Here is a 24,113-nt window from a genome sequence, read left to right as displayed (position 1 = left end):
ACTCGCTATTTCCGAGCAAAATCGGCTCGATTTTACATTTAAGCAGTCGCTTTAGAGCCAGAAGCGCCCCGGAATCGGCGATTTTTCTGGTCCTATGGGTTCCAGGAACAGGTTGGACCACAGCCTGCGTCTTTTTGCATGCGTGTGTTGCAAAATAGATGCTTGTTTCTTGGGCATGATAAGCACATATATAGTCACATCTCCAGGGCGCGTTCTCCTCCCATTAGCGCCCTCGAGTGTTCCCCTCTGGAGGTTAGCCTTAATCGGCACTTCCAATCAAACTCAGCCGGATCTTTATTGATCCGGCTTTTTTGTTGCCCGCACGCCTTCGAGCCGGCAAGAAAACGACTGGATCCACCGCGTAACAGTGACATGTAACATCGGGTAACATGTTGCAGACCCACTCTATCGTTTAAGTAGACGATAGGACGCGGTTGGTCGGTTCGGGAGATGGGGGCATCACTCGAAAGACCGGGCTCAGGCAAGCGCCGCGTCCGAACCTTTTTTCCGGATGCGGCGGACCAGCCGTTGCCTCCCAGGAAAACGGTCCGCGATAGGAACGGCGTCCGGATCATCCGGACGCCGTTTTTCATATCTCCAACAGAAGTCTGTCAGGCAGGCCGACCTGCTAGTGCGGTTCACCGTTTCACGGGAACAGCGAACCGCACTATCTCATTGTTCTTACGCAATTCCGGACGGAAAACCGCCCACGCTTTTCCTGGAATTGCTTAGGCGGCTTTGCCGTTGGCGTTCATTGCCTCGTCGGCCAGCCTGCCGGTGAGCTCGGCCATGTGATCGAAAGTGGCCTTGTAGCTGGCGACGCCGGCGGTGGCCGAGCGCAGCTCGATGATCAGGTCTCCGATTTCGGCCTGGGGCATGGTCGCCTCGACAACATCCCAGCCCGGCCAGTCCGGCCTTGCGTCATAGCCGAGGATCTGGCCGCGCCGCTGCGGGATCAGCGCGATTATCTTCGAGGTCGCGTCGGAAGGCGTGACGATCTCGACCTTCATGATCGGCTCGAGCAGGACGGGCGAACAGGCGGCCATGCCTTCCTTCATCGCGAGCTTCGCCGCCATCTGGAAGGCCATGTCGGATGAATCGACCGCATGGTAGGAGCCGTCCGACAGGTTGACGGCGACATCGACGACCGGGAAGCCGAGCGGGCCGGTCTTGAGATAGTCGCGAATGCCGGTCTCCACCGACTGGATATAGGTTTTCGGCACCACGCCGCCGGTGATGGTGTCGGAGAATTGGAAGCCGGAACCGCGCGGCAGCGGCTTGATCTCGATCACAACGTCGCCGAATTGGCCGTGGCCGCCCGACTGCTTTTTGTGGCGGCCGCGCTGCTGCGCCGATTTGCGGATAGTTTCGCGGTAAGGCACCGCCGGCGCATGGCCCTCGATGGGAATCTGGTTCTTGCCCTCGAGGCGCTCGCGCACCACGCGTAGATGCATCTCGCCGTGGCCCGACAGGACGGTTTCGGCGGAGTCCTGGTTGTGGCGCAGGCTGAGCGATGGGTCTTCCTCGGCGAGCCGCTGGATCGCCGCCGACATCTTGACCTCGTCCTTGCGCTCCTTGGGACGAAGCGCGAAGGCAAAGACGGGCTGCGGCGGCTCCAATGTGACCAATGGCCGGATGCCGCCCTTGACCGAGCTCAGCGTCTGGCCGGTCTTGACGTTGTCGAGCTTGCCGAGCGCGACCGTGTCGCCGGCCTTGGCCGATGTCTGCTTGATCTGGTCCTTGCCGAGCATCCTGTAGATGCCGGAGACCTTCGCCGTGTCGCCATTGGACAGGAAGAGCTCCGCCGCGTCGGCCAATTGGCCGGAAAGCACCCGCGATACCGAAAGCTTGCCGCCATGCGCGGTGTGGATAGTCTTCATCACCTGCACCACCGTCTGGCCGTCCGGCGCGCCAAGGCGCGTCCGCGTCGCCTCGACGTCCGGCGCGTCATGGCGAATGGCTTTCAACAGGCGCAGCACGCCGTTGCCTTTCTCGGCCGTGCCGATCAGCACCGGCGTCACCGCGCCGGCGCGCAGATCGGCCGAGAGATCGTCGAAGATCGCGTCTTTCGGCGGCTCGATCTCCTCCAGCAACTGCTCCATCAGGTGATCGTCATGGTCGGCGAGCGTCTCCAGCATGGAGAAGCGCGCCTCCAGCTCGCGCGCCTTGTCATCGTTCGGGATCTCGGCGACCTGGCTTTCGGCGTATTCGCGATAGATGTAGGCGCGTTCCAGCGCCAGATCGATCGATCCGATGACGATGCCGTCCTTGCGCACCGGAATCTGGCGCAGCAGCAGAGGTACCGTGCTTGCCGGCTGCAGCATCTTCAGCGTCTCGCGCACGCCCGCGACCGCCTTGTCGACCTTGTTGAGGAACAGGACGCGCGGAATGGCGAGATCGTCGAGCTTGCGCATGATGAGCTGCAGCGCCGGGATCTTCTTCTCGTCGGCCTCGGCGACGACGACCGCGAGGTCGCAGGCGGCGAGCACGGGTTCGGCCTCGAAGGCGAATTCGATGGAGCCGGGGCAGTCGACGAATGTGATCTGCTCGCCCATGAAATCGGTGGTGGCGAAGGTCGCCTCGACGCTCATGCCGTGAGCGCGGGCTTCGGGCGAATGATCGGAAACGGTGTTGCCCGACGAAACGGGGTTCTGGCGGGGGATGGCGCCCGTGCGGGCGAGGATGGCTTCGAGAAGTGTCGTCTTACCGCTTGCGAAGGGACCGACTATGGCAATGCATTTCGGTCCCGTGCGTCGTCCTCCGGCGCGAGTACCCATGGCTGAACCTCCACTCAGGCGTTTCCCAAGGAGCGATCAGCAAAAGTGGAAACCGGTTTGCGTCCGATCGCACCCTGTGCAGAGCGGCGGCCGGCCTGTTCGGCCGTCGCGGGCGGGTTTTCACCTCTTCCCAAAGCCATCGTCACACGGGTTAGACAGGAGGGCAAGGAAAATAGAATGTTCGCCAGCTTGAGTTAGGCAGGTCGCGATTTCCTGTTTTTCAGCCTGTGAGGGCAAGACCGCAGCCGCTAGAAGCCAAGCCGGCACCTGCCAATTGGCCCGTCCGCGCCACCCATCGATGATGGTAGTTCAGAAGCCGGAATCGGAAGATGTCAATAAAGGCTCAGCCGGCCTCGGTTCGGCGCACCGGCATGGCTGCGCTCTGCTTCACTACCCTCTCGGCAAAGCGTGACAGCAGCGGATTGAACAGGTCCGGCTTTTCCCAGAAAGGTGCATGGCCGGCGCCGGATATGACATGGCACCGTTCCCAGAGCGAGGCGTAGGCCACTGTCTCGAAGTAGCTCAGCCGCACGAGCGGGTCATGCTCTCCATTGATCACCGCGACCGGGAACGGGGCGTTCTCGACCACCTGCTTCTGGTCGGCGCCCTTGCCGGCAAACATGCCGAACGCCACGCCCGAGCGCAGCCTGCCGTCGGTGCGCCTTATGGCCTCGCGGAAAGACGGACTTGCGCTGCCGCCGAAGCAAAACGCCTCAAAGCGCTCGATGTCGCGTTCGGAGTAAACTTTCTTGGAGGTGAGCAGCATGTCCCAGTTGGCATGAAAGCCACGCAGCATGCCGAGCGGCCCCCTCGACACCGGCGGCGCCCCGGTCAACACCAGACCGTTCACCGCGTGATGGAAGCTGGCAAGTTCAATCGCTACATGGCCGCCAAGGGACCAGCCGAAGATGATGGCGTGGCCGATGTTCAGGGCATCGAGAAGGCGGGCTGTGGTCTGGGCGAGGCCGGTGATCGTATAGGTTGCGGCCGGGTCGCGAGCATCGGAGGAGTCGCCATGGCCGGGAAGGTCGAAAGCGATCAGCCGGTGGGCATCGGCGAGCGGACTGTCGAACTGACGTGCAAAGACGGCGCGCGAACTGCCCGAGCCGTGGATCATGACGATGGGCATGCCGGAACCGGACGACTGGCTGAGGCGCAAATCGGCCTGCGGCGTACGGATCAGGCGGTCAGTGACGCTCATGCTGGATTAGATCCTCGGATGTGGCTGGTGGGCAACATCGCATCCGGGGCTCTATATCTTCTTTAAGCATGTGGTTAAGAGAGGGTTCCTGGAAATAAACGGCCGGCGTGGCTACCGGCTGGATGGCAAGCACCGGCGGAAACCCCCTACGATGGAACCACTCCTCGATCTTCTTGTCTCGATTTGCAGCATCGCGACCATTGGCCAATATGTCTGGTCGATGCGGGCGCATTTCCAATTGCAGGCCATGTTCCCAGGCGCCATGGTGATTTCGGCAGCGGTGATTGCTACGACGCTTTTCTTTCTCGCCATCCTGTGGATCCAATCGCAGCCGGTTCCGGCAAAGCTCGCCGGGCTCGCCGTCGAACTGGCAAGCTCTGCTCTCTTCTGGTGGGCGATCGTCACCTCGCGGAAGGCGCGGCTGCACTTCGCCTTCGCGCCCGATAATCCGCACAGCCTGCTGACCGGTGGCCCCTACCGCTACATCCGCCACCCTTTCTACTCGTCATACATCATCTTCTGGATTGGATGGGGGATCGCGACCTGGTCGATCTGGGCGGTGGTGCCGGTCGCCGGGATCGCCGTCCTCTATGCGGTTGCGGCGCTGGGCGAAGAAAAGAAATTTTCGCGTACGCCGTTGGCGGGCGATTACCAGGCCTATCGCGATCGAGCCGGCCTGTTCTGGCCGCGGCTGGGGTGGTAGCCGACACAGGGCAGGGTTCTCCCCAATGGAAGGATTGCCAGATGAAGATCATTGCGTGCGGCGGCGTGGCGACGATGGTCGCGCCTCAGACTTATTTCACCGGGCGGGTGCTGCAGACGCCGATCATCGAGAAGGAAGCGCCGGCGCGGCTCAGAGCCACGCTGGTCAGTTTTGAGCCCGGCGCGCGCACGCATTGGCATACGCATCCGCTTGGACAGACGCTCTATGTCACCGCCGGCGCCGGTCTGGCGCAAAGCTGGGGCGGCGCTGTGCAGGAGATCAGGGCAGGGGATGTCGTTTCCTTCGCGCCGGGCGAAAAACACTGGCATGGCGCCGGCCGGAAAACCGCCATGACCCACATCGCCATGCAGGAGGCGCTGGACGGCGTCCACGCCGACTGGCTGGAGCAGGTTTCCGACGAGCAATATGGCGGCTGAACGCCCTCCAAGAAAAACCCGGCTCGAAGCCGGGTTTTCCTCGCTTGGTGAGTTCGCGTCGATCAGATCAGCGATGCGGTGAAGCGCTGGATGCGCGTGCAGGCTTCCTCGAGCAGCGCCTCCGACGTGGCGTAAGAGATGCGGAAGTTCGGGCCGAGGCCGAAGGCCGAGCCGAACACCACCGCGACGCCTTCGGCCTCGAGCAGTTCGGAGCAGAAGGCCTCGTCATTATCGATCACCTTGCCCGTCTTGGTCTTTTTGCCGATCAGCTCAGCGCACGACGGATAGACGTAGAATGCGCCTTCCGGCGAGGGGCAGGAGATGCCGCGCGCCTGGTTGAGCATCGAGACCACGAGATCGCGCCGGCCTTGGAAGATCGCCTTGTTCCTGGCGATGAAATCCTGCGGGCCGTTGAGCGCCTCGACGGAAGCCCACTGCGCGATGGTGCAGGCGCCCGAGGTCTGCTGGCCCTGGATCATGTCCATCGCCTTGATCAGCGCCACCGGGCCCGCGGCGTAGCCGATGCGCCAGCCGGTCATGGCATAGGCTTTCGACACGCCGTTCATGGTCAGCGTGCGCTTATAAAGGCTCGGCTCGACCTCGGCGATGGTCTTGAAGACGAAGTCGCCATAGGTCAGGTGCTCATACATGTCGTCGGTCAGGGTCCAGACATGGGGATGCTTGAGCAGCACGTCGGCCAGCGCGCGCAGCTCGGCCTCCGTGTAGGCGGCGCCCGACGGGTTGGACGGCGAATTCATCAGCAGCCATTTGGTCTTCGGCGTGATCGCCTTTTCCAACACTTCCGCCGTCAGCTTGAAACCGTTGTCGATCGAAGTATCGGCGAAGACCGACGTGCCGCCGCAGATCGCCACCATTTCGGGATAGCTCACCCAGTAGGGGCGGGGAATGATGACCTCGTCGCCCGGGTTCAGCGTCGCCATGAAGGCGTTGAACAGGATCTGCTTGCCGCCGGTGCCGACGATGGTCTGCTCCGGCCGGTAGTCGAGATTGTTCTCGCGCCTGAATTTTTTCGCGATCGCCTCGCGCAGCGGCACGATGCCGGAGACCGGCGGATATTTGGTCTCGCCGCGGCGGATCGCCTCGATCGCCGCGTTCTTGATGTTGTCGGGCGTATCGAAGTCCGGCTCGCCGGCGCCCAGGCCGATCACGTCACGGCCGGCATTTTTCAGCTCGCGCGCTTTCTGCGTCACCGCGATGGTCGCGGAAGGCTTAACGCGGGAAAGAGCGTCGGCAAGAAAGGCCATGACAAGATGTCTCCTAGAAAAGCGGCCAGGGAGCGGCCGCGGCGCCTCTCATGTCGCATCATCGCGCCAAGCGCAAGCATTGTGCGATAAGCCAGAGGTCAAGGAGGCGTGAGCATTGCCCTCTGACAGATAGAGTTCTCAAGCGGCTCCGTGTCGGGATATGCCATTCGGTCTTGGCGACCTTGAACATGTGGTAGAGCGGGGCGAGTTCCCTCCGAAGTGACTTCGCTGTCACCGGACGACCTGTGATCCCGAATTCTCCTTAAGCCTTTGGTCACGGTACTATGCGAAATCCTTCGATTGAAGGACGTTCAGGGTTTTCGCCGCGATAGGGTAACGGAGGAACCTGTCTAGCGGGATCGTTTCGAACCTCGCTGAACGCTTCCTTGGGTAGGACTTCGTTTTTGTATCGAGTGACGAGTTCAGCCAGGGTGATCGATTTGAGTGTCTTCCTGTCGGGTCCTAGCTCTTGGCGGTCCAAAGACCGTTCGATCTCCCGGGCCTATTCGAGGACATCAGCCTTGACGAGAAAGGACTTCGACCGGAGTTCATTCCCCCGGCGTCTGACTTGGACGTTTCATTTGCCGTTACGCTTGCGAATTGATGCCACTTCCGATGTTCCGTGTGACTCAGTTGTGGCCGGATGGTCATGGTCCGAAGATTCTGATGAGAAATCAAATGGTTCGGGTCAGTGAACACATCATCCGTCACGATGACGGCACCTCCACGGGTGTCTGGGGCATCTATACCCTGCAGAGCGCGTTCCAGCCGATCTTTGCCTTCAAGGAGGGCAAGCTTTCGGTCGCCGCTTTCGAGGGGCTGATCCGGCCGTTCCGCGATGGCGAGCCGCAGTCGCCGGTGACGTTTTTCGGCACCTGCCCGGCGGCTGACCGGCTGCATATCGAGGCGTTGACGCGCACGCTGCATCTTCTGAACGCCGGCGCCTGCCTGCCGCAAGAGGCGTCCATCTTCGTCAATTTCGATCCGTCGGTTTTCACCGATCGCCACATCGCCGACAAGGCCCTGCGCGACATGCGGCTGGTGCTGCACGAAGCCGGCATTGATCCGCGCCGCATCGTCTGCGAGGTCACCGAGCAGAAGTCGGCTTCGCAGGAAACGCTGTACGCTTTCGTCGAGGCGCTCAGGGCCAACGGCTTCCGCATCGCGGTGGACGACTATGGCGCCGATGATTCAGACATCACCCGGATCAAGGAGCTCAAGCCCGACATCGTCAAATTCGATGCGCATTGGATCACCCGTCTGATGGAGTCCGGCGCAGGTTTCGCGTTGCTGACCGCGATGGTGCAGAGCTTCGAGGACCAGGGTATCTGCACCGTCTTCGAAGGTATCGAGGAAGGTTGGCAGCTGGAGCTTGCCGAAAGGTCCGGCGCCTCCATGGTACAAGGCTATGTGCTTGCCCGGCCGGAACTTGCCCTCACCAGCTTTCGCGTCTTCGGCGAGGTCGCGCAGCCTTCGGCCGAAGAAAGCAAGGCGCAAGTCGCTGCAAGCCCAGCCCCGGCGCCGCAGGCGCGGCCGGCAAGAGCGTTCGGGCGCAAGGTCGCGCCATGAGCGGACAACCGGACAGACGGCGCAATGTCGCCGAGGCGATTTTTGCCGACGAGATCGGCCTCCAGTTCGGCGTCTATGGCAAGTTCCGGCTGTGGAGCGCCTATCAGCCGATCTTCGCGCCGGAAGGCAAGGTGCTCAGGGCGATTGCCGTCGAGGGGCTGATCGAGCCGCGGCGTATCGCGGACCCTATCGCCCCATCGATCTTCTTCGGCGGCGTTCCCGCCTCGGACCGGCTGTTTGTCGAAACAATGTGCCGGATGCTGCATCTCGGCAACTACCGCAACATCGGCGTCGAGGGATTGACGCTGTTCTTCAATTATAATCCGAACGTCAACGACCATCCCGGACGAGCGCTGGCCGAGATCCGGCTGATGACCAGGCATCTCGGCGATTTCGAGCTGGAGCCCGGCCTGCTGGTCTGCGAAATCACCGAGCAGGCAGCCGACGACCACGTTCTTGCCAGCCTGGTGCGCGAAATGCGGCGCGACGGCATCCGCATCGCCATCGACGATTTCGGCACGGGACACTCGACCGAGGCGCGCATCGATCTGCTTGCGCCCGACATCGTCAAGATCGATGGCGCCTGGTTTGGCGAGCTCTGCCGCCATGCCGCCGCCGAGCGCTTCTTCCGGCCGCTGGTGGCGACGCTGCACGAGCGAGGCGCCAAAGTGCTGGTCGAAGGCATCGAGAACGCCCAGCATTTGCGCGTCGCGCTCGAGGGCGGCGTCGACCTCATGCAGGGTTTCCATCTCGCCCGCCCGGCGCTTGCCGGCACGATCTTCAACGAAGAACCGCTTTCCGTCGACGCCCTGCTCGGCGCCGGCAACAAGGTCGTGCCCCTGCATCAGTATCGCTGATGCAGAACCGGAAAACGTATCAGCGCCGCTGATGGTTCTTCTTGAAAACAAATCACTGGATGGTCCCGCCCCGAGCGCGTTAGAGCCGTGCTGAAATGGGCGTCAGGCGACCTGCGAGGTATGTGGGATGATCCTTTACGACATGGCCGACAGCGGCAATTGCTACAAGCCGCGGCTGTTGATGGCGAAGCTCGGCATTCCCTTCACCCGGGTCGAGGTGAGCTCGCATACCGGCGAAACGCGCAAACCGGACTACGTCGCCAAGAATCCGAACGCGATGGTGCCGATGCTCGAGCTCGACGACGGCAGGCGTCTCACCGAGAGCAACGCCATCCTGCTTTATCTTGCCGAAGGCACGCGATTCCTGCCGGCCGACAAGTATGAACGCGCGCTGGCTTACCAATGGCTGTTCTTCGAACAATACAGCCATGAGCCCTACATCGCGGTGCGCAAGGCGCTGCTGACGTTCCCGGAACGGGCGAAGGACGCGACGCCAGAACGATTGGCGCAGACGCTGGAGCGCGGCAACAAGGCGCTCGGCGTTATGGACCAGCATCTGCAGCGGAACGAATTCTTCGCCGGCAGCGCCTACAGCGCCGCCGACATCGCCTTGTACGCCTATACCCACACCGCCGGGATGGGTGGCTTCCATCTCGACGCCTATCCGGCCGTCGCAGCCTGGCTGAAGCGGGTCGAAGCGGACGAGGGGCATGTGCCGATCGACTGGGTGGGATAATTCCTCACGCAGTCGCCGCTTTGCACCTGACCTGTATGGGCGCGCCAACGAGCCGCTCGGTATGCACATGGCCGTAAGCGGCTATTCAAAAGGCGCTCATATTCCGAGTGAGTGCCGATCCAAAACCAGATCATATCGTCCTAGTCCCGGACTGCAACAGCACGGTAGCCCAGATCAACTCGAGCTGACCAATAACGCCCAACCCGCTTGAAATGGAGCGAAGGATGAAACGGATCTGCACGCAGCTTCGCGAAGCTGCTGTCAGCCCTCGTCCTGATTGCTTTAGGTAGCTTGTCGTAGGCGTCCCAAAAAGCAGGGGCGGCAAAGTGGTTCACACGGGTCGCGTCCGACCCGCGCGATGGTCAGCCAATGCTTGTTCGGCAAGCTTGTCCAGCCGGCCCGCCTTCGCGTCGGCTTCGATCTGCTTGTCCCACAAATCGGCCTGCAGAGCCTCGAACCAGGCGGCAAATGCCTTCAGCTCTTCAGGGCTTAGTTCGGCGACGGATTTTTCGATCTGTTCAAGCTTGGTCATGCGCCAATGGTACCATTATTGGGCTAAAATGGTACCACCAGTGGGACCATTCAAACCAGACAGCAACTCGCCAGATTTCAGACACCAAAAAAGGCGGGCAATGCCCGCCTTCCTGTGCCGGTAGCCTGATCGGGAGCGTCCGGTCCGGACTGGCAGCTATCTGCTGTTCCAGCTTGTCGGGTCTTTTCGCTCCGGCGCGCTTCTCGCGCGACCGTCAGTACATCCGTGACTTGCCGCGCGCCCCGAACCTTCGCCCAGTGCGCGCCTTACTTAGTCGCATTTCGCGTCGCCGGCCGTAAAGCCTGCCGCAAAATGCTTAAGCCAAATCAGGCTGCCTTGCTCAGAGACCCAGCAGCGGACTTGCCGGTGCGGCGGTCCTGCTCGATCTCGAAGTTGATCTTCTGGCCTTCAGCCAGGCTCGTCATCCCAGCGCGTTCGACAGCGGAGATGTGGACGAAAACGTCCGCGCCGCCATTGTCAGGTTGGATGAAGCCGTAGCCTTTGGTGGCGTTGAACCACTTGACCGTACCAGTTGCCATGTAGAATGCCCTTCACATTTGCTTTTGTTTGACCGGACCAACGTCCGGCCGGCGGTATCGAAATTTTGGAGATAGACGTCAGCAAACGCGAAGATCGCGGCCCGATCGATCGGCCAAATTCAATGCTGCGGATATAGGATAGTTTGAGCAAGAAAACAAGATGGGTTGCTTGGACGCCGCCCGCATGCCGGATCGAGCGGAGTGCAAGCGGCGCATGGAAGTTTTGACAGCGGCCCCGCGTTGTGGAGGGATGAGACGCTTGCCGTACGAGAGCGGTTGGCCGTTTCACGGAAACGGCCAACCGCTCTCCAAGCATCCGGTTTGACGCAATTCCGGACGGAAAACCGCTACGCACTTTTCCTGGATTGCTTTAGGAGAGGGACCATGAAGACATTCCTGCTTGCCGCCTGCTTCCTGCTGCTGGCCGCGGAGGCGCAAGCGGTGTCGCGCTATGATCCGACGCGCATGAGCTGCGACCGGGTACAGGCGACGATCGACAGACAGGGCGCCGTCATTCTGCGCTACCAGTCGACGCGTGTGCCGGGACTGCCGCTTTACGATCGCTATGTGCGCGACGAGCGCTTCTGCAACGCGGGCGAAGTGAGGGCGCGCGCCTATGTGCCGAGCGCCGACACCAGCTCCTGCATGGTCTATGTCTGCAAGCGCCCGGATTTCGAGCGGCGCTTCCGCCGCCGGTTCCTGCAAGATTAAAGGGTGTGAAAGGGCTCCGCCCTCAGAACCCGAACGAGGCCTGCGCGGCCGGCGGAGGGCCGACGCGAACGCCTTCCATGGCCAGCATCTTTTCCTTGGTGGTCGAGCCGCCCGGGGCGGAGAAGCCGCCGATCTTGCCGCCCGCGGCGAGGATGCGATGGCAGGGAATGACAAGCGGCACCGGATTGGCGCCAAGCGCAGCGCCCGTCTCGCGGGCGAGCCCGGCATGGCCGGCGCGTGTGGCTAGGTCGCCATAGGTGGTGGTCTCGCCGAAGCCGAGCTTGCGCGCCGCATCGTAGATGGCGAGGCGAAAGTCATCGACGCCGTCTAGGTCGACCGGAACGCCGGAGAAGTCGACGTCCTCCCCGGCGGCGTAGGCCTTGATCGAGGCGATCAGCTCGACCACCCATTGCGGCTGGTCTGTCGAGGTCGAAACACCGGGGTGGCGGAACAGCCGGCGCTCGACCGCTTCGCGGCTGCGTTCGGGCAGACAGAGCCGGATCAGGCCCTTCTCGCTCCAGGCGATGCCCATATAGCCGATCACTGTTTCTAACACTGCGTGGCCGGCCGTGATCTCGGAAGCGGATTTCATAGCGTTTTCCTTCCGCAAAACAGCGAAAAACGAGTACATATCCAGAACAATATGGCATCTCCGCCCTGTTATCGCCACCCGAAAACCGCCTGGTGGTCCCGATTGCCGGGTGTGAATCGCTGGTGTAAGGACTCCTTAACAACCGACAAACCGGACCCGCACGGCTTGCCAGCTAAAATCATATTCACCGCGATAGGTGTGCTCGTTGCAGCAGCCGGTCTCAGCGGTTGCACCTCGACCTCGCAGATGAAAGCCGCGCCCGCGCTTGCGGAGGCATCGACCCCTGCTGTCGCGGACGACACGCCGACCCTTGCCCTGCCGGAAACCGTGGCCGTGCTGCCGGAGCCTTCGGGCCTCGCGCAGGTGCAGACAGCGGCGCTGGCCGGCGATGTCGTCGCCATGGCGACCACGCCAGGCGCACCAGCGACGCCTGGCGCGCTCGCGACGCAAGGCGCGCTGTTGCCGCCGCCTGTTCAGCCCGGCGCGCCCGCCGCGGCTCTGGCTCAGCCTGCGGCTTTCGCCGGAGCGACGCCGATGGCCGGCCAGTTTCCGCCGCCGCCGGTGCTGACGGCCGGCGGCTCGCCGACTGGCCCAGGGTCCATCAGCCGAGCGGCATCCATCAGCCGAGCGGCGGTCTATAGGACCGCGGGCGTGGCCATGCCGGTCACCGGCCAGTCGGCAAAAGTCGCCCCGATGCCGGGCGTCCAACAGGTTGCTTATGTGGCGCCGGACAACCCGGCGCTGCTGGCGGCACCCGGTCAGCCCGAGCAGCATGCCAGCGGTCCGCGCGGCGAGATCGAGCGGCTGATCGAGAAATATTCGGCGATCTATGAAGTGCCGGTCGAACTGGTGCGCCATGTCGTCAACCGCGAGAGCACCTTCAACCCGAAAGCCTACAATCATGGACATTGGGGGCTGATGCAGATCAAGCACGCGACGGCGCGCGGCATGGGTTATGACGGACCGGCCGCCGGCCTGTTCGACGCCGAGACCAATCTCAAATACGCGGTGAAGTATCTGCGCGGCGCCTGGCTGGTTTCGGGCGGCAACGCCAAGCGGGCCGACACGCTCTACCAGACCGGCTACTACTACGACGCCAAGCGCAAGGGCCTGCTTGATGCGACCGGCCTTGGCACCGACCGCAAGCGGCACCGCCTGCAACCCGACGCCTGAGCGGACGGTCCCGCGCGCATATCGATCTCAAGACCAACACGGTGAAGAACACGGCGGCCTTTAGGCTCTACGAGCGGCTCGGCATGATCCCGGTCGACTGGGAAGGCTGACGCGCAAAGCGCGGCGGCCCGTATTGGAGGCTCCCGGCGCGGCGTTGCAATCGCCTGCGCGCCAGCATTGTGAACTCCTTCACATAGGCTGACGTTAGGGCATGCTAATTCGTCGTCGTGCCGGGCGGCCGATCGGCGGATCGACGCGGGCAAGGCGTCGGAGGAGGCTGTGCCGGCATGCGTCAGCCACTCCCAGGCGGGCTCCGGGGCGGGGGTTTCGGAGCCCGTCCGCTTTGCGTGAAGCGAGGCGGACTGAACGGGCCGCCGACGCGGCGAGCCACCGAGATCGGCTTCACCGACCTGCTGGCCCGGTCGGCCACGCACAACGCGGGAACCCTAAGCGGCGTCGCGCATTCAACGCAGGGGCCTTGATGAGCCGTGACCTGTGCGTCGCCGGTCGCGCAGGGAGGTCCGCAATCCTGTGAAGCTCGCTTCAGCATTCCTGGCCGCCGGCATGCTGCTGGGCGCTGTTCAAGCGCGAGCCGTGGAACTGTCGATCGTGTCGGGCGATACCGGCAACGGCATCAAGGTGCTGCGCGAGATACTGGATCGTTACGAGAAGAAGAGCGGCAACAAGGTCGATATCGTCGTCATTCCGCCCTCGACCACCGACCAGTTCGGCCAGTACCGACTCTGGCTCGCCGCCGGCAGCAGCGATATCGACGTCTACCAGACCGACGTGATCTGGGCCCCGCAGCTTGCCAGCCAGCTGGTCGACCTGACCGAGGCGACAAGGGATGTGGTGGGTGAGCATTTCCCGTCGATCATCCAATCGCAGACGGTCAACGGCAGGCTGGTCGCGCTGCCGATCTTCACTGACGCGCCGGCGCTCTATTACCGCAAGGATCTGCTCGACAAATATGGCGCCAAGGTTCCGACCACCTGGAAGGAGCTGGCCGATACCGCCAAGCTTGTGATGAACAAGGAGCGGGCGGCCGGCAACAAGGACATCTGGGGCTTCGTCTTCCAGGGCAACGCCTATGAGGGGCTGACCTGCAACGCGCTCGAATGGGTGATGTCGAATGGCGGCGGTCGGATCATCGAGCCGGACGGTGAAATCTCCATCGACAATCCGAAGGCGGCCGCGGCGCTCGACATGGTCAAAGGCTGGATCGGCACGATCGCACCGCCGGGCGTGCTCGCCTATCAGGAGGAAGAAACGCGCGGCGTCTGGCAGACCGGCAATGCCGTCTTCATGCGCAACTGGCCCTATGCCTATGCGCTCGGCAACAGCGAGAATTCGCCGATCAAGGGCAAGTTCGACGTGGCGCCGCTGCCCGCCGGCGAAGGCGGGCGGCCGGTCGCCACGCTCGGCGGCTGGAACCTTGCGGTGTCCAGATATTCGAAACATCCAGACGAGGCGATCGAGCTGGTCAAGTTCATCGCGTCGCGCGAGATGCAGAAATACCGGACGCTCAGAACGTCCAACCTGCCGACCATTCCGGCGCTCTATGACGACGCCGACATCGCCCGGCAGCAGCCGATCGTGCCGCGCTGGAAAGAGATTTTTCTCAACGCGCAGCCAAGGCCGTCGGCTACCGCCAGGATCAAGTACAACGAGGCATCCAGCCAGTTCTGGACTGCCGTGCACGACACGATCTCCGGCCAGGGCGGCGCCGCCGACAATCTGGCCGATCTCGGCGCGAGGCTGACCAGGCTGAAAGGCAAGGGCTGGTGAGCGCGGCAAGGCAATCGCCGCTGATGCGCCGACGCGTGCGCACGGCCTGGCTGTTCCTCGCGCCGATGCTTCTCGTGCTCGCCGCCGTCGCCGGCTGGCCGTTCCTGCGCACGGTCTATTACGGTTTCACCGATGCTTCGCTGGCGGACCTCGACGCGCGGCAATGGGTGGGCTTCGACAATTACTTTTCGGTGCTGCGCCTGCCGAGCGGCCGCCTGCTCTATGACGGGTTGCTCGTCGATCCGGTCTGGTGGCGCGCGGTGTGGAACACGGTGCGCTTTGCCGTGGTGTCGGTGGCCTGCGAGACGGTGCTGGGCATGATCGTGGCGCTTGCGCTCAACACGGAATTCCCGGGACGCGGCATCGTGCGGGCCGCGATCCTCATTCCCTGGGCGATCCCGACCATCGTCTCGGCCAAGATGTGGCAGTGGATGCTCAACGACCAGTTCGGCATCATCAATGTCGCGCTTCTCAATCTCGGCCTGATCGACACCAAGATCGCCTGGACCGCCAATGCCGATACCGCGATGATCGCCGTGCTGATCGTCGATATCTGGAAGACGACGCCGTTCATGGCGCTGCTGATCCTGGCGGCCCTGCAGATGCTGCCGCGCGAGATTATAGAGGTGGCGAAGCTCGACGGCGCGAACCCGTGGCAGATCTTCTGGCGGGTGACCTTGCCGTTGATCCGTCCGGCGGTGATGGTGGCGGTGATCTTCCGCGCGCTCGACGCGCTGCGCATCTTCGACCTGATCTATGTGCTGACGCCCAACAATGTGCAGACCAAGTCAATGTCGATCTTCGCGCGCGAGAACCTGTTCGAGTTCGACAAGTTCGCCTATGGCTCGGCCGCCTCGACGCTGCTTTTCCTGATCATCGGCCTGCTCACCATCGCCTATATCCGCATCGGCCGGCTGAGTTTCGAGGGAGGGCGCTGATGTGAAGATGCTGAAGCGCGCCGGCTTCTACCTGCTGCTCCTGGCGATCGTCTTCGTCGCGGTGTTTCCGTTCTACTACGCCATCGTCACCAGCCTGAAATCGGGAACAGAGCTGTTCCAGGCGGGCCTCTGGCCGCAATCGTTCAGCCTTGCCAATTACCGCAACGTGCTGACCGAAGGTCCCTTCCTGCGCAATCTCGTCAATTCGCTGATCGTCTCCGGCGCGGTCGTCGCGGTCTCGCTGCTGCTCGGCGTCACCGCGGCCTATGCGCTGGCGCGCATTCGTTTCCGCGGGCGCTCGGCGCTGATGCTGGCCATGCTGTCGGTCTCGATGTTTCCGCAGGTCGCGGCACTTGCCGGGCTGTTCGAGATCATACGGGCGCTGCATCTCTACAATTCGCTGCTGGCGCTCATCCTGTCCTATATGATCTTCACGCTGCCGTTCACGGTCTGGGTGCTCACCACTTTCGTGCGCGACCTGCCGGTCGAGATCGAGGAAGCGGCGATCCTCGACGGCGCCGGACCATGGACCATCCTCACGCGCATCTTCCTGCCGCTGATGTGGCCGGCTTTAGCCACCACCGGGCTGCTCGCCTTCATCAGCGCGTGGAACGAGTTCCTGTTCGCGCTCACCTTCACCTCCACCAACACGCAGCGCACCGTGCCGGTGGCGATCGCGCTGCTGTCAGGCAATTCGCAGTTCGAGATTCCGTGGGGCAACATCATGGCCGCCTCGGTGATCGTCACCGTGCCGCTGGTGGTGCTGGTGCTCGTCTTCCAGCGCAGGATCGTGTCGGGTCTCACGGCTGGCGGCGTCAAAGGCTAGATACGACGCGAAAAAGTGACCGGAAAGCGTGCGCCGAAATGTCGGATCAGGTCGCGGCGAGCCGTCCTTGGATCGTAGAGCAACCCGCGCCGGGACGCCGGCGCCAGGAGACGATCATGATCACCTTTCCCAATGAATCCACCAAATATCGCACCGCGCGCGAAAAATTGCTGCGCAAGGAAATCGAGCTGCGCCGCGCCATGGAAGCGGTGGCGGAGGCAAGGCGCGCTTTGCCGCCGGGTGGTTTGGTTTCGCAGGACTATGTGTTCGACGCCCTGGACGACCAGGGCCAGACGGCGAAAGTCAAGCTGTCGGACCTGTTCGCGCCGGGCAAGGATACGCTGATCCTCTATCAGATGATGTTCCCGCGCCACCCGCAGGAGACGCGCGAGGTGGCGGCGAGCGGCGAGACGGCGAAGCTTGCCCGGCAGGACCAGCCATGCCCGTCCTGCACGGCGCTGCTCGACCAGTTCGACGGCGCGATCGGCCATCTCGAAGCGGCGGGCTTTAACTTCGCGGTGGTGGCGAAGACCGCGCTCGACAATCTGCTAGCGCTCGGCCGCGACCGCGGCTGGAAAAACATGCGGCTCGTCTCGTCGGCCGGCAACGCTTTCAAGCGCGACTACAACTCCGAAACGGCCGAGGGCGCGCAGATACCGCTGCTTTCGGTGTTTCACCGTAATAGTGACGGCATCCGGCATTTCTGGTCGTCGGAGCTAGACTTCGCGCCATCGGACCCGGGCCAGGACCCGCGCGGCATCGGCACCTGCGAGATCCTGTGGAACCTGATGGATTTCACGCCCGAAGGGCGGCCGAACTGGCACGAGCAGCTGCAATATGCCGGGCAGACCGCCGGCGCGCACTGCCACTGATGGCGATGCGGGCGCCCGGCCCGCGCGCTTCCTTTCGAGGCAACCTCTTAGGCAACCCTGGGGCCGGTGCCGCGTTGGGGAAGGCGGAGGGGCTGTTTCGGATCGGAGATCGAGATGAAAACGCTGCTGCCCCTGGTCGCCGTCGCGCTTCTTGCCGGCGCGCCCGCCGCGTTCGCCCAGTCGGACAATTCAGACGCCGTGGGACCGATGGTGACCGAGAACAAGGTCGACACCCAGACCTTCGTCACGACGGTGCCGAATGCCAATATGTTCGAAATCGAGTCGAGCAAGCTGGCGCAAGAGAAATCGGCGTCGGCCGACGTCAAGGCTTTCGCCGCGCAGATGATCAAGGATCACAGCAAGGCCGGCGAGGATTTCAAGGCGGCGTTGAGCCAGGGCCAGACCACCGCGTCGATCAAGCCCGCCGGCCCCGCGCTGCAGCCTAAGGAACAGCAGCTGCTCGACGACTTGAAGGCTGCGAGCGGCAAGGAATTCGACGCCAAATACATCAAGATGCAGGCCGACGCGCATAAGGACGCTGTGGCGCTGTTTTCCACCTATGCCAATTCCGGCGACGACCCGGCGATGAAGGAATTCGCCAAGAAAACGCTGCCGGTGCTGAAGATGCACGAGAAGCATGTGAAGGAACTGGCGGTCGCGCATCAGTGAGGCCGCCCTTGCCTTCTCCCCTTGCGGGAGAAGGTGGCCGCGAAGCGGCCGGATGAGGGGTGTTCCAGCGGAGCGAGACGCTGGCAATAAGCCACACGGGTTGGACGAGCGATTTTGCCAGGCTGGAACACCCCTCATCCGTCTCGGCGCTATCGCGCCGATCCACCTTCCCCCACAAGGGGGGAAGGGAAGGCTGGCGTTCCCTCGCTGCCGCGATAAGCTCGCGCGCAACAAAGGGAGGACCGCCATGGACAAGGAAGTCATCGAAGTGCCTGTGATGTCGGCCAAGGTGCGCTCGCTCGGCCTGCCGTGCTCTACGGCGGTGCGGGCCAACGGCTTCGTGTTCATCTCGGCGACGCCGCCGGTGGACATGGTGACCGGCGAGATGGTGCGCGGCGACATCGAGACCCAGACCGAGGCGTCGCTGAAGGCGCTGAAACATTGCCTGGAAGCGGCCGGCACCTCGCTGGACAAGGTAGTGATGGTGCGCATCTACGCCGTCAATTCCGGCTTCTACAGTGCCATCAACCGGGTCTATGCGCGGTATTTTTCGACCAACCCGCCGGCACGGAGTTTTGTGCCAGTGGCGTCATGGCCGATGGAGTTCGATATTGAGATCGAGTGTGTAGCGGTGGCGTGAGGGCTAATTCTGAACAAGTTTGAATGACAGGTTGTTGCACAAGGGAGTTCGGACGTACCTTTGATCGGAATGATGCGGTTTCGTCTATGGTTTATGCTGCCGCTTGGTCAACTTCATCATTATCAGCCTTACTGCGTCGGGAAAGAAGCGAAAGTATCTTACTCGCGTAATTTTTGCTGGGAGCGTATAAATAGTCCTCACTCATATGGTGCTTGAGGTGTTCTTTTAGCATCTCAATCTTCGTCTGGGTACGAAGCTCGTACCTTTCGTCGTTTGTTAGTTCCATCCCCTCCTGCGACGCGTATGAGACGTCGGTAGCGATAATACTAATCTTATATAGGTCTTGTCTTTTCCGATTAATATTTAGGATCTCTGATATAAGCCTATATAAAATCGAGTAACAGACCACGAGCACAGATGCTGATATCGCTACGTATGGAATTCGGGAAATCAAGAATTCAACAATCCCAATCTGATGGTTTTGAAGGAAGAAATTGAGAAGCTTTTCAGAATTTGCAAATAATCTGATCGTTATCAATCCGATTATCAAAAGCGGAACGACGCATATCCCTGCATAGAGACGTATGTTGTTCGTCCCCTGCTTAACGTATCCCGCTATTTCTGTCGGAAATAAATTTATATTATTTTTAATCTCCCGAAGATACGCTTCTTTCTTAGATATATCGCTGCTAATCTCTTCTCTTTCGGAATTCAACTTGTTTATGCTCAATTCAATTGCTTTTACTCGTTCATTTCGCTCATTTTCAACCGAAACGCCGATAGCAATTCTCTTGTCGATTTCGTCGCTTGATTGTTTAAGATGTTGAATATTTGAATTTAGCTCCTCTATTTCCGAATTATTTGCCTCAATCTCGTTGCTTTGTTCCGCAATTTTACTTATATTATATTGCGTCTTGTTATACGATATCTTGGCTTCTTCTAAGTACAACTTGAGAGAGCTTTCAATTCTATCCTTCTCAATCGCAAGATTCTCAAATAGATTTACAATAGAAGAGAAAAACTTCTGCTCAACTCCCTGTACTTCAATTCTCGTTATACTCGCAGTTTTCCAGAATCGCTCACTAGGCCTGATGCCGAATCCACCGATGAATCTCTTCGGCTCAAAGGAAAATGAAGAACCATCATATTTTGCCGTTTCTACGATCGTGGCGCCGTTTGAAATCTCTACAAAGCTTATTTCCATCTCATGATAATCTTCGTATCCAGTGCAATAGACTTTAACTGAGGTGACGTACGCTGTTTGAATTAGGTCAAAGCTAAGCCACTCTTTTTTTGCTTTTATCAGATTACCCGAGCTCTTGTTGCCGATGAGCTGAGTGGATTTTCTCGTGCGGTGTGAAAAGAAGGAAATATCCATCTCGGCTGGCGACGGTATGGTGCTGGTTCCCAACTCTTCAATCTTGGAGAGATTCAATTCGTTTGGGGGAGGTGGTAAGTCCGCTTTGGGCTCGTCTGATGCATTTTCCGCAGCCATCGAAGACTCCTTTAGGAAAATTCGATTTCCACGTTACACAAAATTTGGGCGCGGAAGAATGCCGATTTGGAACTCATGCACAGCAATTGTGCAAGCAAAGTAATTCGGATGAAAGGAAGCGATATCGCTATTTAGCCAATCTATTTGGCTGTCGGCTAACCCTCACCCAAAATACTCCTGCAGCGGCCGCACCTCCAGACTCCCCGCCCGCAGCGCCGCAATCGCCTCCGCCACCGCCGCCGCACCTGACAGCGTCGTGTAATACGGCACCTTCTGCATCAGCGTTGCCCTGCGCAGCGACTTCGAGTCCGACACGGCCTTCTGACCGTCCGTCGTGTTGAAGACGATCTGGACCTGGCGGTTGCGGATGGCGTCCTCGATGTGGGGGCGGCCTTCCAGCACCTTGTTGATCTTTTCGGCCGTCACACCGTTCTCGGCGAGGAAGCGGGCGGTGCCGGAGGTGGCCAGCACTTTAAAACCTTGGCCGGCAAGGCGTTTGACAGCCGGCAGGATGCCCTTCTTGTCCTCGTCGCGCACCGAGACGAACAGCGTGCCGGAGCGGGGGAGATCGACACCCGCTCCGAGCTGGCTCTTGGCGAAGGCCAAAGCAAAGTCGCGGTCGAGGCCCATCACCTCGCCGGTCGAGCGCATCTCCGGGCCGAGCAGGATGTCGACGCCGGGGAAGCGGGCGAAGGGGAAGACGGCTTCCTTGACCGCGATGTGGCCCGGGTTGCGCGCGTCGGGCATGGCGCCGTAATGGGCGAAGGCGTTTTCCAGCGTCTCGCCCGCCATGATGCGCGCGGCGATTTTCGCAATGGGACGCCCGATGGTCTTGGCGACGAAGGGCACGGTGCGCGAGGCGCGGGGGTTCACCTCCAGCACATAGACCGTGCCGTCCTTGATCGCATACTGCACGTTCATCAGGCCGCCGACATTGAGGGCGCGCGCCAAGGCCGCCGTCTGGCGCTCCAGCTCGTCGACGAGGTCGGAGGGCAGCGAGTGCACCGGCAGCGAGCACGCCGAGTCGCCCGAATGGATACCGGCTTCCTCGATATGCTCCAGAATGCCGGAGACGAAAGTATCCTTGCCGTCGCACAGGCAGTCGACATCGACTTCGATCGCACCGGAGAGATAGGTGTCGAACAGCAGCGGGTTCTTGCCGAGCAGCGTGTTGATCTGGCCGGTCTTGTCGTTGGGGTATTTCTGCTTGATGTCCTCAGGCACCAGGCCCGGCACGGTGTCGAGCAGATAGGTCTGCAGCATGCCTTCGTCATGAATGATCTGCATGGCGCGGCCGCCGAGCACATAGGATGGGCGCACCACCAGCGGGAAGCCGAGCTCGCCGGCGACGAGGCGGGCCTGCTCGACCGAATAGGCGATGCCGTTCTTCGGCTGGCTGAGGTTGAGCTTGTGCAGGAGCTTCTGGAAGCGGTCGCGGTCCTCCGCCAGGTCGATCATGTCGGGCGAGGTGCCGAGGATCGGGATGCCGGCTTTCTCCAGCGCGTCGGCCAGCTTCAGCGGCGTCTGGCCGCCGAACTGGACGATGACGCCGACGAGCTCGCCCGAGGCCTGCTCGGCGCGCAGGATCTCCAGCACGTCCTCCGCCGTCAGCGGATCGAAATAGAGCCGGTCTGAGGTGTCGTAGTCGGTCGAGACCGTCTCCGGGTTGCAGTTGACCATGATCGCTTCATAGCCGGCGTCGCGCAGCGCGAAGGCGGCATGGCAGCAGCAATAGTCGAACTCGATGCCTTGGCCGATACGGTTCGGGCCGCCGCCGAGGATGACGACCTTCTTGCGCGACGACACGCGCGCCTCGTTGGCAGGCTCGCCGACGAAGGGCACTTCATAGGTCGAGTACATATAGGCGGTCGGCGAGGCGAATTCGGCGGCGCAGGTGTCGATGCGCTTGTAGACCGGATGAACGTCGAGCTTTTGCCTTGCCTTCTGAATCGCTTCCGCGTCGGTCTTCGTTAGCGAGGCGAGGCGGGCGTCGGAAAAACCCATCGCCTTCAGCATGCGCAGATTGACGGCATCCTGCGGCAGGCCGTGCTCGCGGACGCGTTCCTCCATGGCGATGATGCCGGCGATCTGCTCGAGGAACCACGGGTCGATCTTGCACATGGCGTGCACGTCTTCCAGCGAGGTGCCCATGCGGATCGCCTGCGCCACCATGCGCAGCCGGTCCGGCGTCGGCGTGCCGAGCGCGGCGCGGATCGCGTTGCGGTCGTCGGTGTGGCTGGCGGCGGTGCTCCCGTGGCCAAGGCCCGGAATCTCGATCTCATCCAATCCGGTGAGACCGGTTTCCAGTCCGCGCAAAGCCTTCTGCAGCGATTCCTGAAAAGTGCGGCCGATGGCCATCACTTCGCCCACCGACTTCATGGCGGTGGTCAGCACCGGCTCGGCGCCGGGGAATTTTTCGAAAGCAAAGCGCGGGATCTTCGTCACCACATAGTCGATGGTCGGCTCGAACGAGGCGGGCGTCGCGCCGCCGGTGATGTCGTTCTCCAGCTCGTCCAGCGTGTAGCCGACGGCAAGCTTCGCCGCGACCTTGGCGATCGGGAAGCCGGTGGCCTTCGAGGCAAGCGCCGACGAGCGCGAGACGCGCGGATTCATCTCGATGACCACCAGCCGGCCGTCGGCCGGGTTGACGGCGAACTGCACGTTGGAGCCGCCGGTCTCGACGCCGATCTCGCGCAGCACCGCGATCGAGGCGTTGCGCATCATCTGGTATTCCTTGTCGGTCAAGGTCAGCGCCGGCGCGACGGTGATGGAATCGCCGGTGTGCACGCCCATCGGATCGAGGTTCTCGATCGAGCAGATGATGATGCAATTGTCCGCCCTGTCGCGGACGACCTCCATCTCATACTCCTTCCAGCCGAGCACGCTCTCCTCGATCAGCACCTCGGTGGTGGGCGAGGCATCGAGGCCCGACTGGACGATGTCGTAGAATTCGGCACGGTTGTAGGCGATGCCGCCGCCGGTGCCGCCCATGGTGAAGGAGGGGCGGATGATGGCCGGCAGGCCGACATGGTCGAGCGCCTGGGCGGCGATCGCCATGGCATGGCTGATATAGCGCTGCTTGCGGTCGCCTTCGCCGAGGTTCCAGCGGGTTTCCAGCGCATCGAGCGCGGCATCGAGGTTCTCCGGGTTTTCCGCCTTCAGCGCGGCGCGCTCGGCCTCATGGATCTTGCGGTCGGCGTCCTTGACCTCGGTGGCGTTGGCCAGCATCGACTTCGGCGTCTCGAGCCCGATCTTGCTCATCGCCTGGCGGAACAGCGCGCGGTCCTCGGCCTTGTCGATGGCGTGGGCGTCGGCGCCGATCATCTCGACTTGATAGCGCTCGAGCACGCCCATGCGGCGCAGCGACAAAGCGGTGTTGAGCGCCGTCTGGCCGCCCATGGTCGGCAGCAGCGCGTCCGGCCGCTCCTTGGCAATGATCTTGGCCACCACTTCGGGCGTGATCGGTTCGATATAGGTGGCGTCGGCCAGCTCCGGATCCGTCATGATGGTGGCTGGGTTGGAGTTGACCAGGATGACGCGGAAACCCTCTTCCTTCAGCGCCTTGCAGGCCTGGGTGCCGGAATAGTCGAACTCGCAAGCCTGGCCGATGACGATGGGGCCGGCCCCGATGATCAGGATCGACTTGATGTCGGTGCGTCTTGGCATGTCTACGGGTTCCGTTCGGCGAGCGGCTTGCACGAAAAACCGGGACGGGAGGACCCGGCCGGTTGTGCTTGCGATTCTGGTATCAGGCTAGGAGGGCCTTATAGGGAAGAGTTTTGCGGGATGTAAC

General features: G+C 61.8%; 22 protein-coding genes and 1 pseudogene. 14 read left to right on the top strand and 9 right to left on the bottom strand.

Features of this window, described 5'->3' with window-relative positions; genetic code table 11:
• Positions 1-728: 728 nt before the first annotated feature.
• On the bottom strand, positions 729-2,777 hold the full coding sequence (locus tag LB553_RS26530) for an elongation factor G (RefSeq protein WP_224517653.1): 2,049 nt from the start codon (positions 2,775-2,777) through the stop codon (positions 729-731).
• A gap of 343 nt (positions 2,778-3,120) precedes the next feature.
• Positions 3,121-3,978, bottom strand: coding sequence for an alpha/beta fold hydrolase (locus LB553_RS26525; protein ID WP_224517651.1), 858 nt, complete (start codon positions 3,976-3,978; stop codon positions 3,121-3,123).
• Between the two features lie 151 nt (positions 3,979-4,129).
• Between LB553_RS26525 and LB553_RS26520 the strand changes: the two genes are divergently transcribed.
• Both LB553_RS26520 and LB553_RS26515 read left to right on the top strand, forming a co-directional pair.
• Positions 4,130-4,681, top strand: coding sequence for a methyltransferase family protein (locus tag LB553_RS26520; protein WP_224517649.1), 552 nt, complete (start codon positions 4,130-4,132; stop codon positions 4,679-4,681).
• 41 nt (positions 4,682-4,722) lie between these two features.
• Entirely contained in the window at positions 4,723-5,118 is a 396-nt protein-coding gene (locus LB553_RS26515; protein ID WP_224517647.1) for a cupin domain-containing protein, read from the top strand.
• Positions 5,119-5,180: 62 nt separating this feature from the next.
• On the opposite strand, the gene LB553_RS26510 is transcribed toward LB553_RS26515, so the two are convergent.
• A complete protein-coding gene (locus LB553_RS26510; RefSeq protein ID WP_224517645.1) occupies positions 5,181-6,383 on the bottom strand; it encodes a pyridoxal phosphate-dependent aminotransferase in 1,203 nt (400 codons plus the stop codon).
• A 678-nt stretch (positions 6,384-7,061) separates the two neighbouring features.
• Here LB553_RS26510 and LB553_RS26505 point away from each other — a divergent pair.
• The 3 genes from LB553_RS26505 to LB553_RS26495 all read left to right on the top strand — a co-directional run bounded on the left by LB553_RS26505 (position 7,062) and on the right by LB553_RS26495 (position 9,545).
• Entirely contained in the window at positions 7,062-7,952 is an 891-nt protein-coding gene (locus tag LB553_RS26505) for an EAL domain-containing protein (RefSeq protein ID WP_224517644.1), read from the top strand.
• Positions 7,949-8,809, top strand: a complete 861-nt coding sequence (locus tag LB553_RS26500; protein ID WP_224517642.1) for an EAL domain-containing protein — start codon at positions 7,949-7,951, stop codon at positions 8,807-8,809. Before LB553_RS26505 ends, LB553_RS26500 begins: the two co-directional genes overlap by 4 nt.
• Before the next feature lie 127 nt (positions 8,810-8,936).
• Positions 8,937-9,545, top strand: coding sequence for a glutathione S-transferase family protein (locus tag LB553_RS26495; RefSeq protein WP_224517640.1), 609 nt, complete (start codon positions 8,937-8,939; stop codon positions 9,543-9,545).
• 140 nt (positions 9,546-9,685) lie between these two features.
• Here LB553_RS26495 and LB553_RS26490 read toward each other — a convergent pair whose 3' ends face one another.
• From LB553_RS26490 to LB553_RS26480, 3 genes are all read right to left on the bottom strand, one after another.
• Positions 9,686-9,880: a type II toxin-antitoxin system RelE family toxin gene (locus LB553_RS26490; protein ID WP_224517638.1), complete on the bottom strand. Its 195-nt coding sequence runs from the start codon at positions 9,878-9,880 to the stop codon at positions 9,686-9,688.
• Entirely contained in the window at positions 9,877-10,077 is a 201-nt protein-coding gene (locus LB553_RS26485; RefSeq protein ID WP_224517636.1) for a hypothetical protein, read from the bottom strand. Before LB553_RS26485 ends, LB553_RS26490 begins: the two co-directional genes overlap by 4 nt.
• Positions 10,078-10,403: 326 nt before the next feature.
• Entirely contained in the window at positions 10,404-10,616 is a 213-nt protein-coding gene (locus LB553_RS26480) for a cold-shock protein (RefSeq protein WP_027168154.1), read from the bottom strand.
• A 384-nt stretch (positions 10,617-11,000) separates the two neighbouring features.
• Between LB553_RS26480 and LB553_RS26475 the strand changes: the two genes are divergently transcribed.
• The gene (locus LB553_RS26475) at positions 11,001-11,327 is read left to right on the top strand and encodes a hypothetical protein (protein WP_224517634.1); all 327 of its coding nucleotides are present in this window, start codon (positions 11,001-11,003) and stop codon (positions 11,325-11,327) included.
• A 22-nt stretch (positions 11,328-11,349) separates the two neighbouring features.
• On the opposite strand, the gene LB553_RS26470 is transcribed toward LB553_RS26475, so the two are convergent.
• On the bottom strand, positions 11,350-11,919 hold the full coding sequence (locus tag LB553_RS26470) for a methylated-DNA--[protein]-cysteine S-methyltransferase (RefSeq protein ID WP_224517632.1): 570 nt from the start codon (positions 11,917-11,919) through the stop codon (positions 11,350-11,352).
• A gap of 246 nt (positions 11,920-12,165) precedes the next feature.
• Between LB553_RS26470 and LB553_RS26465 the strand changes: the two genes are divergently transcribed.
• From LB553_RS26465 to LB553_RS26435, 8 genes and pseudogenes are all read left to right on the top strand, one after another.
• Positions 12,166-13,092, top strand: coding sequence for a lytic transglycosylase domain-containing protein (locus LB553_RS26465; RefSeq protein WP_224517630.1), 927 nt, complete (start codon positions 12,166-12,168; stop codon positions 13,090-13,092).
• 5 nt (positions 13,093-13,097) lie between these two features.
• Positions 13,098-13,202 (top strand): annotated as a pseudogene (locus tag LB553_RS30735) (GNAT family N-acetyltransferase); the annotation flags it as partial.
• 421 nt (positions 13,203-13,623) lie between these two features.
• The gene (locus tag LB553_RS26460; protein WP_224517629.1) at positions 13,624-14,880 is read left to right on the top strand and encodes an ABC transporter substrate-binding protein; all 1,257 of its coding nucleotides are present in this window, start codon (positions 13,624-13,626) and stop codon (positions 14,878-14,880) included.
• A gap of 23 nt (positions 14,881-14,903) precedes the next feature.
• Positions 14,904-15,818, top strand: a complete 915-nt coding sequence (locus tag LB553_RS26455; protein ID WP_224517679.1) for a carbohydrate ABC transporter permease — start codon at positions 14,904-14,906, stop codon at positions 15,816-15,818.
• A gap of 7 nt (positions 15,819-15,825) precedes the next feature.
• Positions 15,826-16,644 (top strand): carbohydrate ABC transporter permease, encoded by an 819-nt coding sequence (locus LB553_RS26450; RefSeq protein ID WP_224517677.1) that lies wholly within the window; start codon positions 15,826-15,828, stop codon positions 16,642-16,644.
• A gap of 116 nt (positions 16,645-16,760) precedes the next feature.
• Positions 16,761-17,516: a DUF899 family protein gene (locus LB553_RS26445; protein ID WP_224517627.1), complete on the top strand. Its 756-nt coding sequence runs from the start codon at positions 16,761-16,763 to the stop codon at positions 17,514-17,516.
• Positions 17,517-17,630: 114 nt separating this feature from the next.
• A complete protein-coding gene (locus tag LB553_RS26440) occupies positions 17,631-18,185 on the top strand; it encodes a DUF4142 domain-containing protein (RefSeq protein WP_224517625.1) in 555 nt (184 codons plus the stop codon).
• Between the two features lie 247 nt (positions 18,186-18,432).
• Positions 18,433-18,825 (top strand): Rid family hydrolase, encoded by a 393-nt coding sequence (locus LB553_RS26435; protein ID WP_224517624.1) that lies wholly within the window; start codon positions 18,433-18,435, stop codon positions 18,823-18,825.
• A gap of 91 nt (positions 18,826-18,916) precedes the next feature.
• On the opposite strand, the gene LB553_RS26430 is transcribed toward LB553_RS26435, so the two are convergent.
• Together LB553_RS26430 and carB are read right to left on the bottom strand one after the other, a co-directional pair.
• Positions 18,917-20,320 carry a hypothetical protein gene (locus LB553_RS26430; RefSeq protein ID WP_224517622.1) on the bottom strand — a complete coding sequence of 468 codons (1,404 nt, stop codon included), beginning with the start codon at positions 20,318-20,320 and terminating at the stop codon, positions 18,917-18,919.
• A 162-nt stretch (positions 20,321-20,482) separates the two neighbouring features.
• Entirely contained in the window at positions 20,483-23,986 is a 3,504-nt protein-coding gene (carB, locus tag LB553_RS26425; RefSeq protein ID WP_224517619.1) for a carbamoyl-phosphate synthase large subunit, read from the bottom strand.
• Positions 23,987-24,113 lie beyond the last annotated feature (127 nt).

This window comes from Mesorhizobium sp. CA8 (assembly GCF_020164955.1).
In the GTDB taxonomy this organism is placed as follows: Bacteria; Pseudomonadota; Alphaproteobacteria; order Rhizobiales; family Rhizobiaceae; genus Mesorhizobium.
The sequence above is the reverse complement of the archived record's forward strand: the minus strand, read 5'-3'. Positions and strand labels throughout refer to the sequence as shown.

Bases quoted from the DNA above. Each gene is read 5' to 3' on its own strand.
- LB553_RS26510 (WP_224517645.1), bottom strand. From the start codon at position 6,383: ATGGCCTTTCTTGCCGACGCTCTTTCCCGCGTTAAGCCTTCCGCGACC.
- LB553_RS26500 (WP_224517642.1), top strand. From the start codon at position 7,949: ATGAGCGGACAACCGGACAGACGGCGCAATGTCGCCGAGGCGATTTTT.
- carB (WP_224517619.1), bottom strand. From the start codon at position 23,986: ATGCCAAGACGCACCGACATCAAGTCGATCCTGATCATCGGGGCCGGC.
- LB553_RS26525 (WP_224517651.1), bottom strand. From the start codon at position 3,978: ATGAGCGTCACTGACCGCCTGATCCGTACGCCGCAGGCCGATTTGCGC.
- LB553_RS26465 (WP_224517630.1), top strand. From the start codon at position 12,166: ATGAAAGCCGCGCCCGCGCTTGCGGAGGCATCGACCCCTGCTGTCGCG.
- LB553_RS26445 (WP_224517627.1), top strand. From the start codon at position 16,761: ATGATCACCTTTCCCAATGAATCCACCAAATATCGCACCGCGCGCGAA.
- LB553_RS26480 (WP_027168154.1), bottom strand. From the start codon at position 10,616: ATGGCAACTGGTACGGTCAAGTGGTTCAACGCCACCAAAGGCTACGGC.
- LB553_RS26520 (WP_224517649.1), top strand. From the start codon at position 4,130: ATGGAACCACTCCTCGATCTTCTTGTCTCGATTTGCAGCATCGCGACC.
- LB553_RS26430 (WP_224517622.1), bottom strand. From the start codon at position 20,320: ATGGCTGCGGAAAATGCATCAGACGAGCCCAAAGCGGACTTACCACCT.
- LB553_RS26455 (WP_224517679.1), top strand. From the start codon at position 14,904: ATGCGCCGACGCGTGCGCACGGCCTGGCTGTTCCTCGCGCCGATGCTT.
- LB553_RS26440 (WP_224517625.1), top strand. From the start codon at position 17,631: ATGAAAACGCTGCTGCCCCTGGTCGCCGTCGCGCTTCTTGCCGGCGCG.
- LB553_RS26475 (WP_224517634.1), top strand. From the start codon at position 11,001: ATGAAGACATTCCTGCTTGCCGCCTGCTTCCTGCTGCTGGCCGCGGAG.
- LB553_RS26505 (WP_224517644.1), top strand. From the start codon at position 7,062: ATGGTTCGGGTCAGTGAACACATCATCCGTCACGATGACGGCACCTCC.
- LB553_RS26495 (WP_224517640.1), top strand. From the start codon at position 8,937: ATGATCCTTTACGACATGGCCGACAGCGGCAATTGCTACAAGCCGCGG.
- LB553_RS26435 (WP_224517624.1), top strand. From the start codon at position 18,433: ATGGACAAGGAAGTCATCGAAGTGCCTGTGATGTCGGCCAAGGTGCGC.
- LB553_RS26530 (WP_224517653.1), bottom strand. From the start codon at position 2,777: ATGGGTACTCGCGCCGGAGGACGACGCACGGGACCGAAATGCATTGCC.
- LB553_RS26515 (WP_224517647.1), top strand. From the start codon at position 4,723: ATGAAGATCATTGCGTGCGGCGGCGTGGCGACGATGGTCGCGCCTCAG.
- LB553_RS26450 (WP_224517677.1), top strand. From the start codon at position 15,826: ATGCTGAAGCGCGCCGGCTTCTACCTGCTGCTCCTGGCGATCGTCTTC.
- LB553_RS26470 (WP_224517632.1), bottom strand. From the start codon at position 11,919: ATGAAATCCGCTTCCGAGATCACGGCCGGCCACGCAGTGTTAGAAACA.
- LB553_RS26485 (WP_224517636.1), bottom strand. From the start codon at position 10,077: ATGACCAAGCTTGAACAGATCGAAAAATCCGTCGCCGAACTAAGCCCT.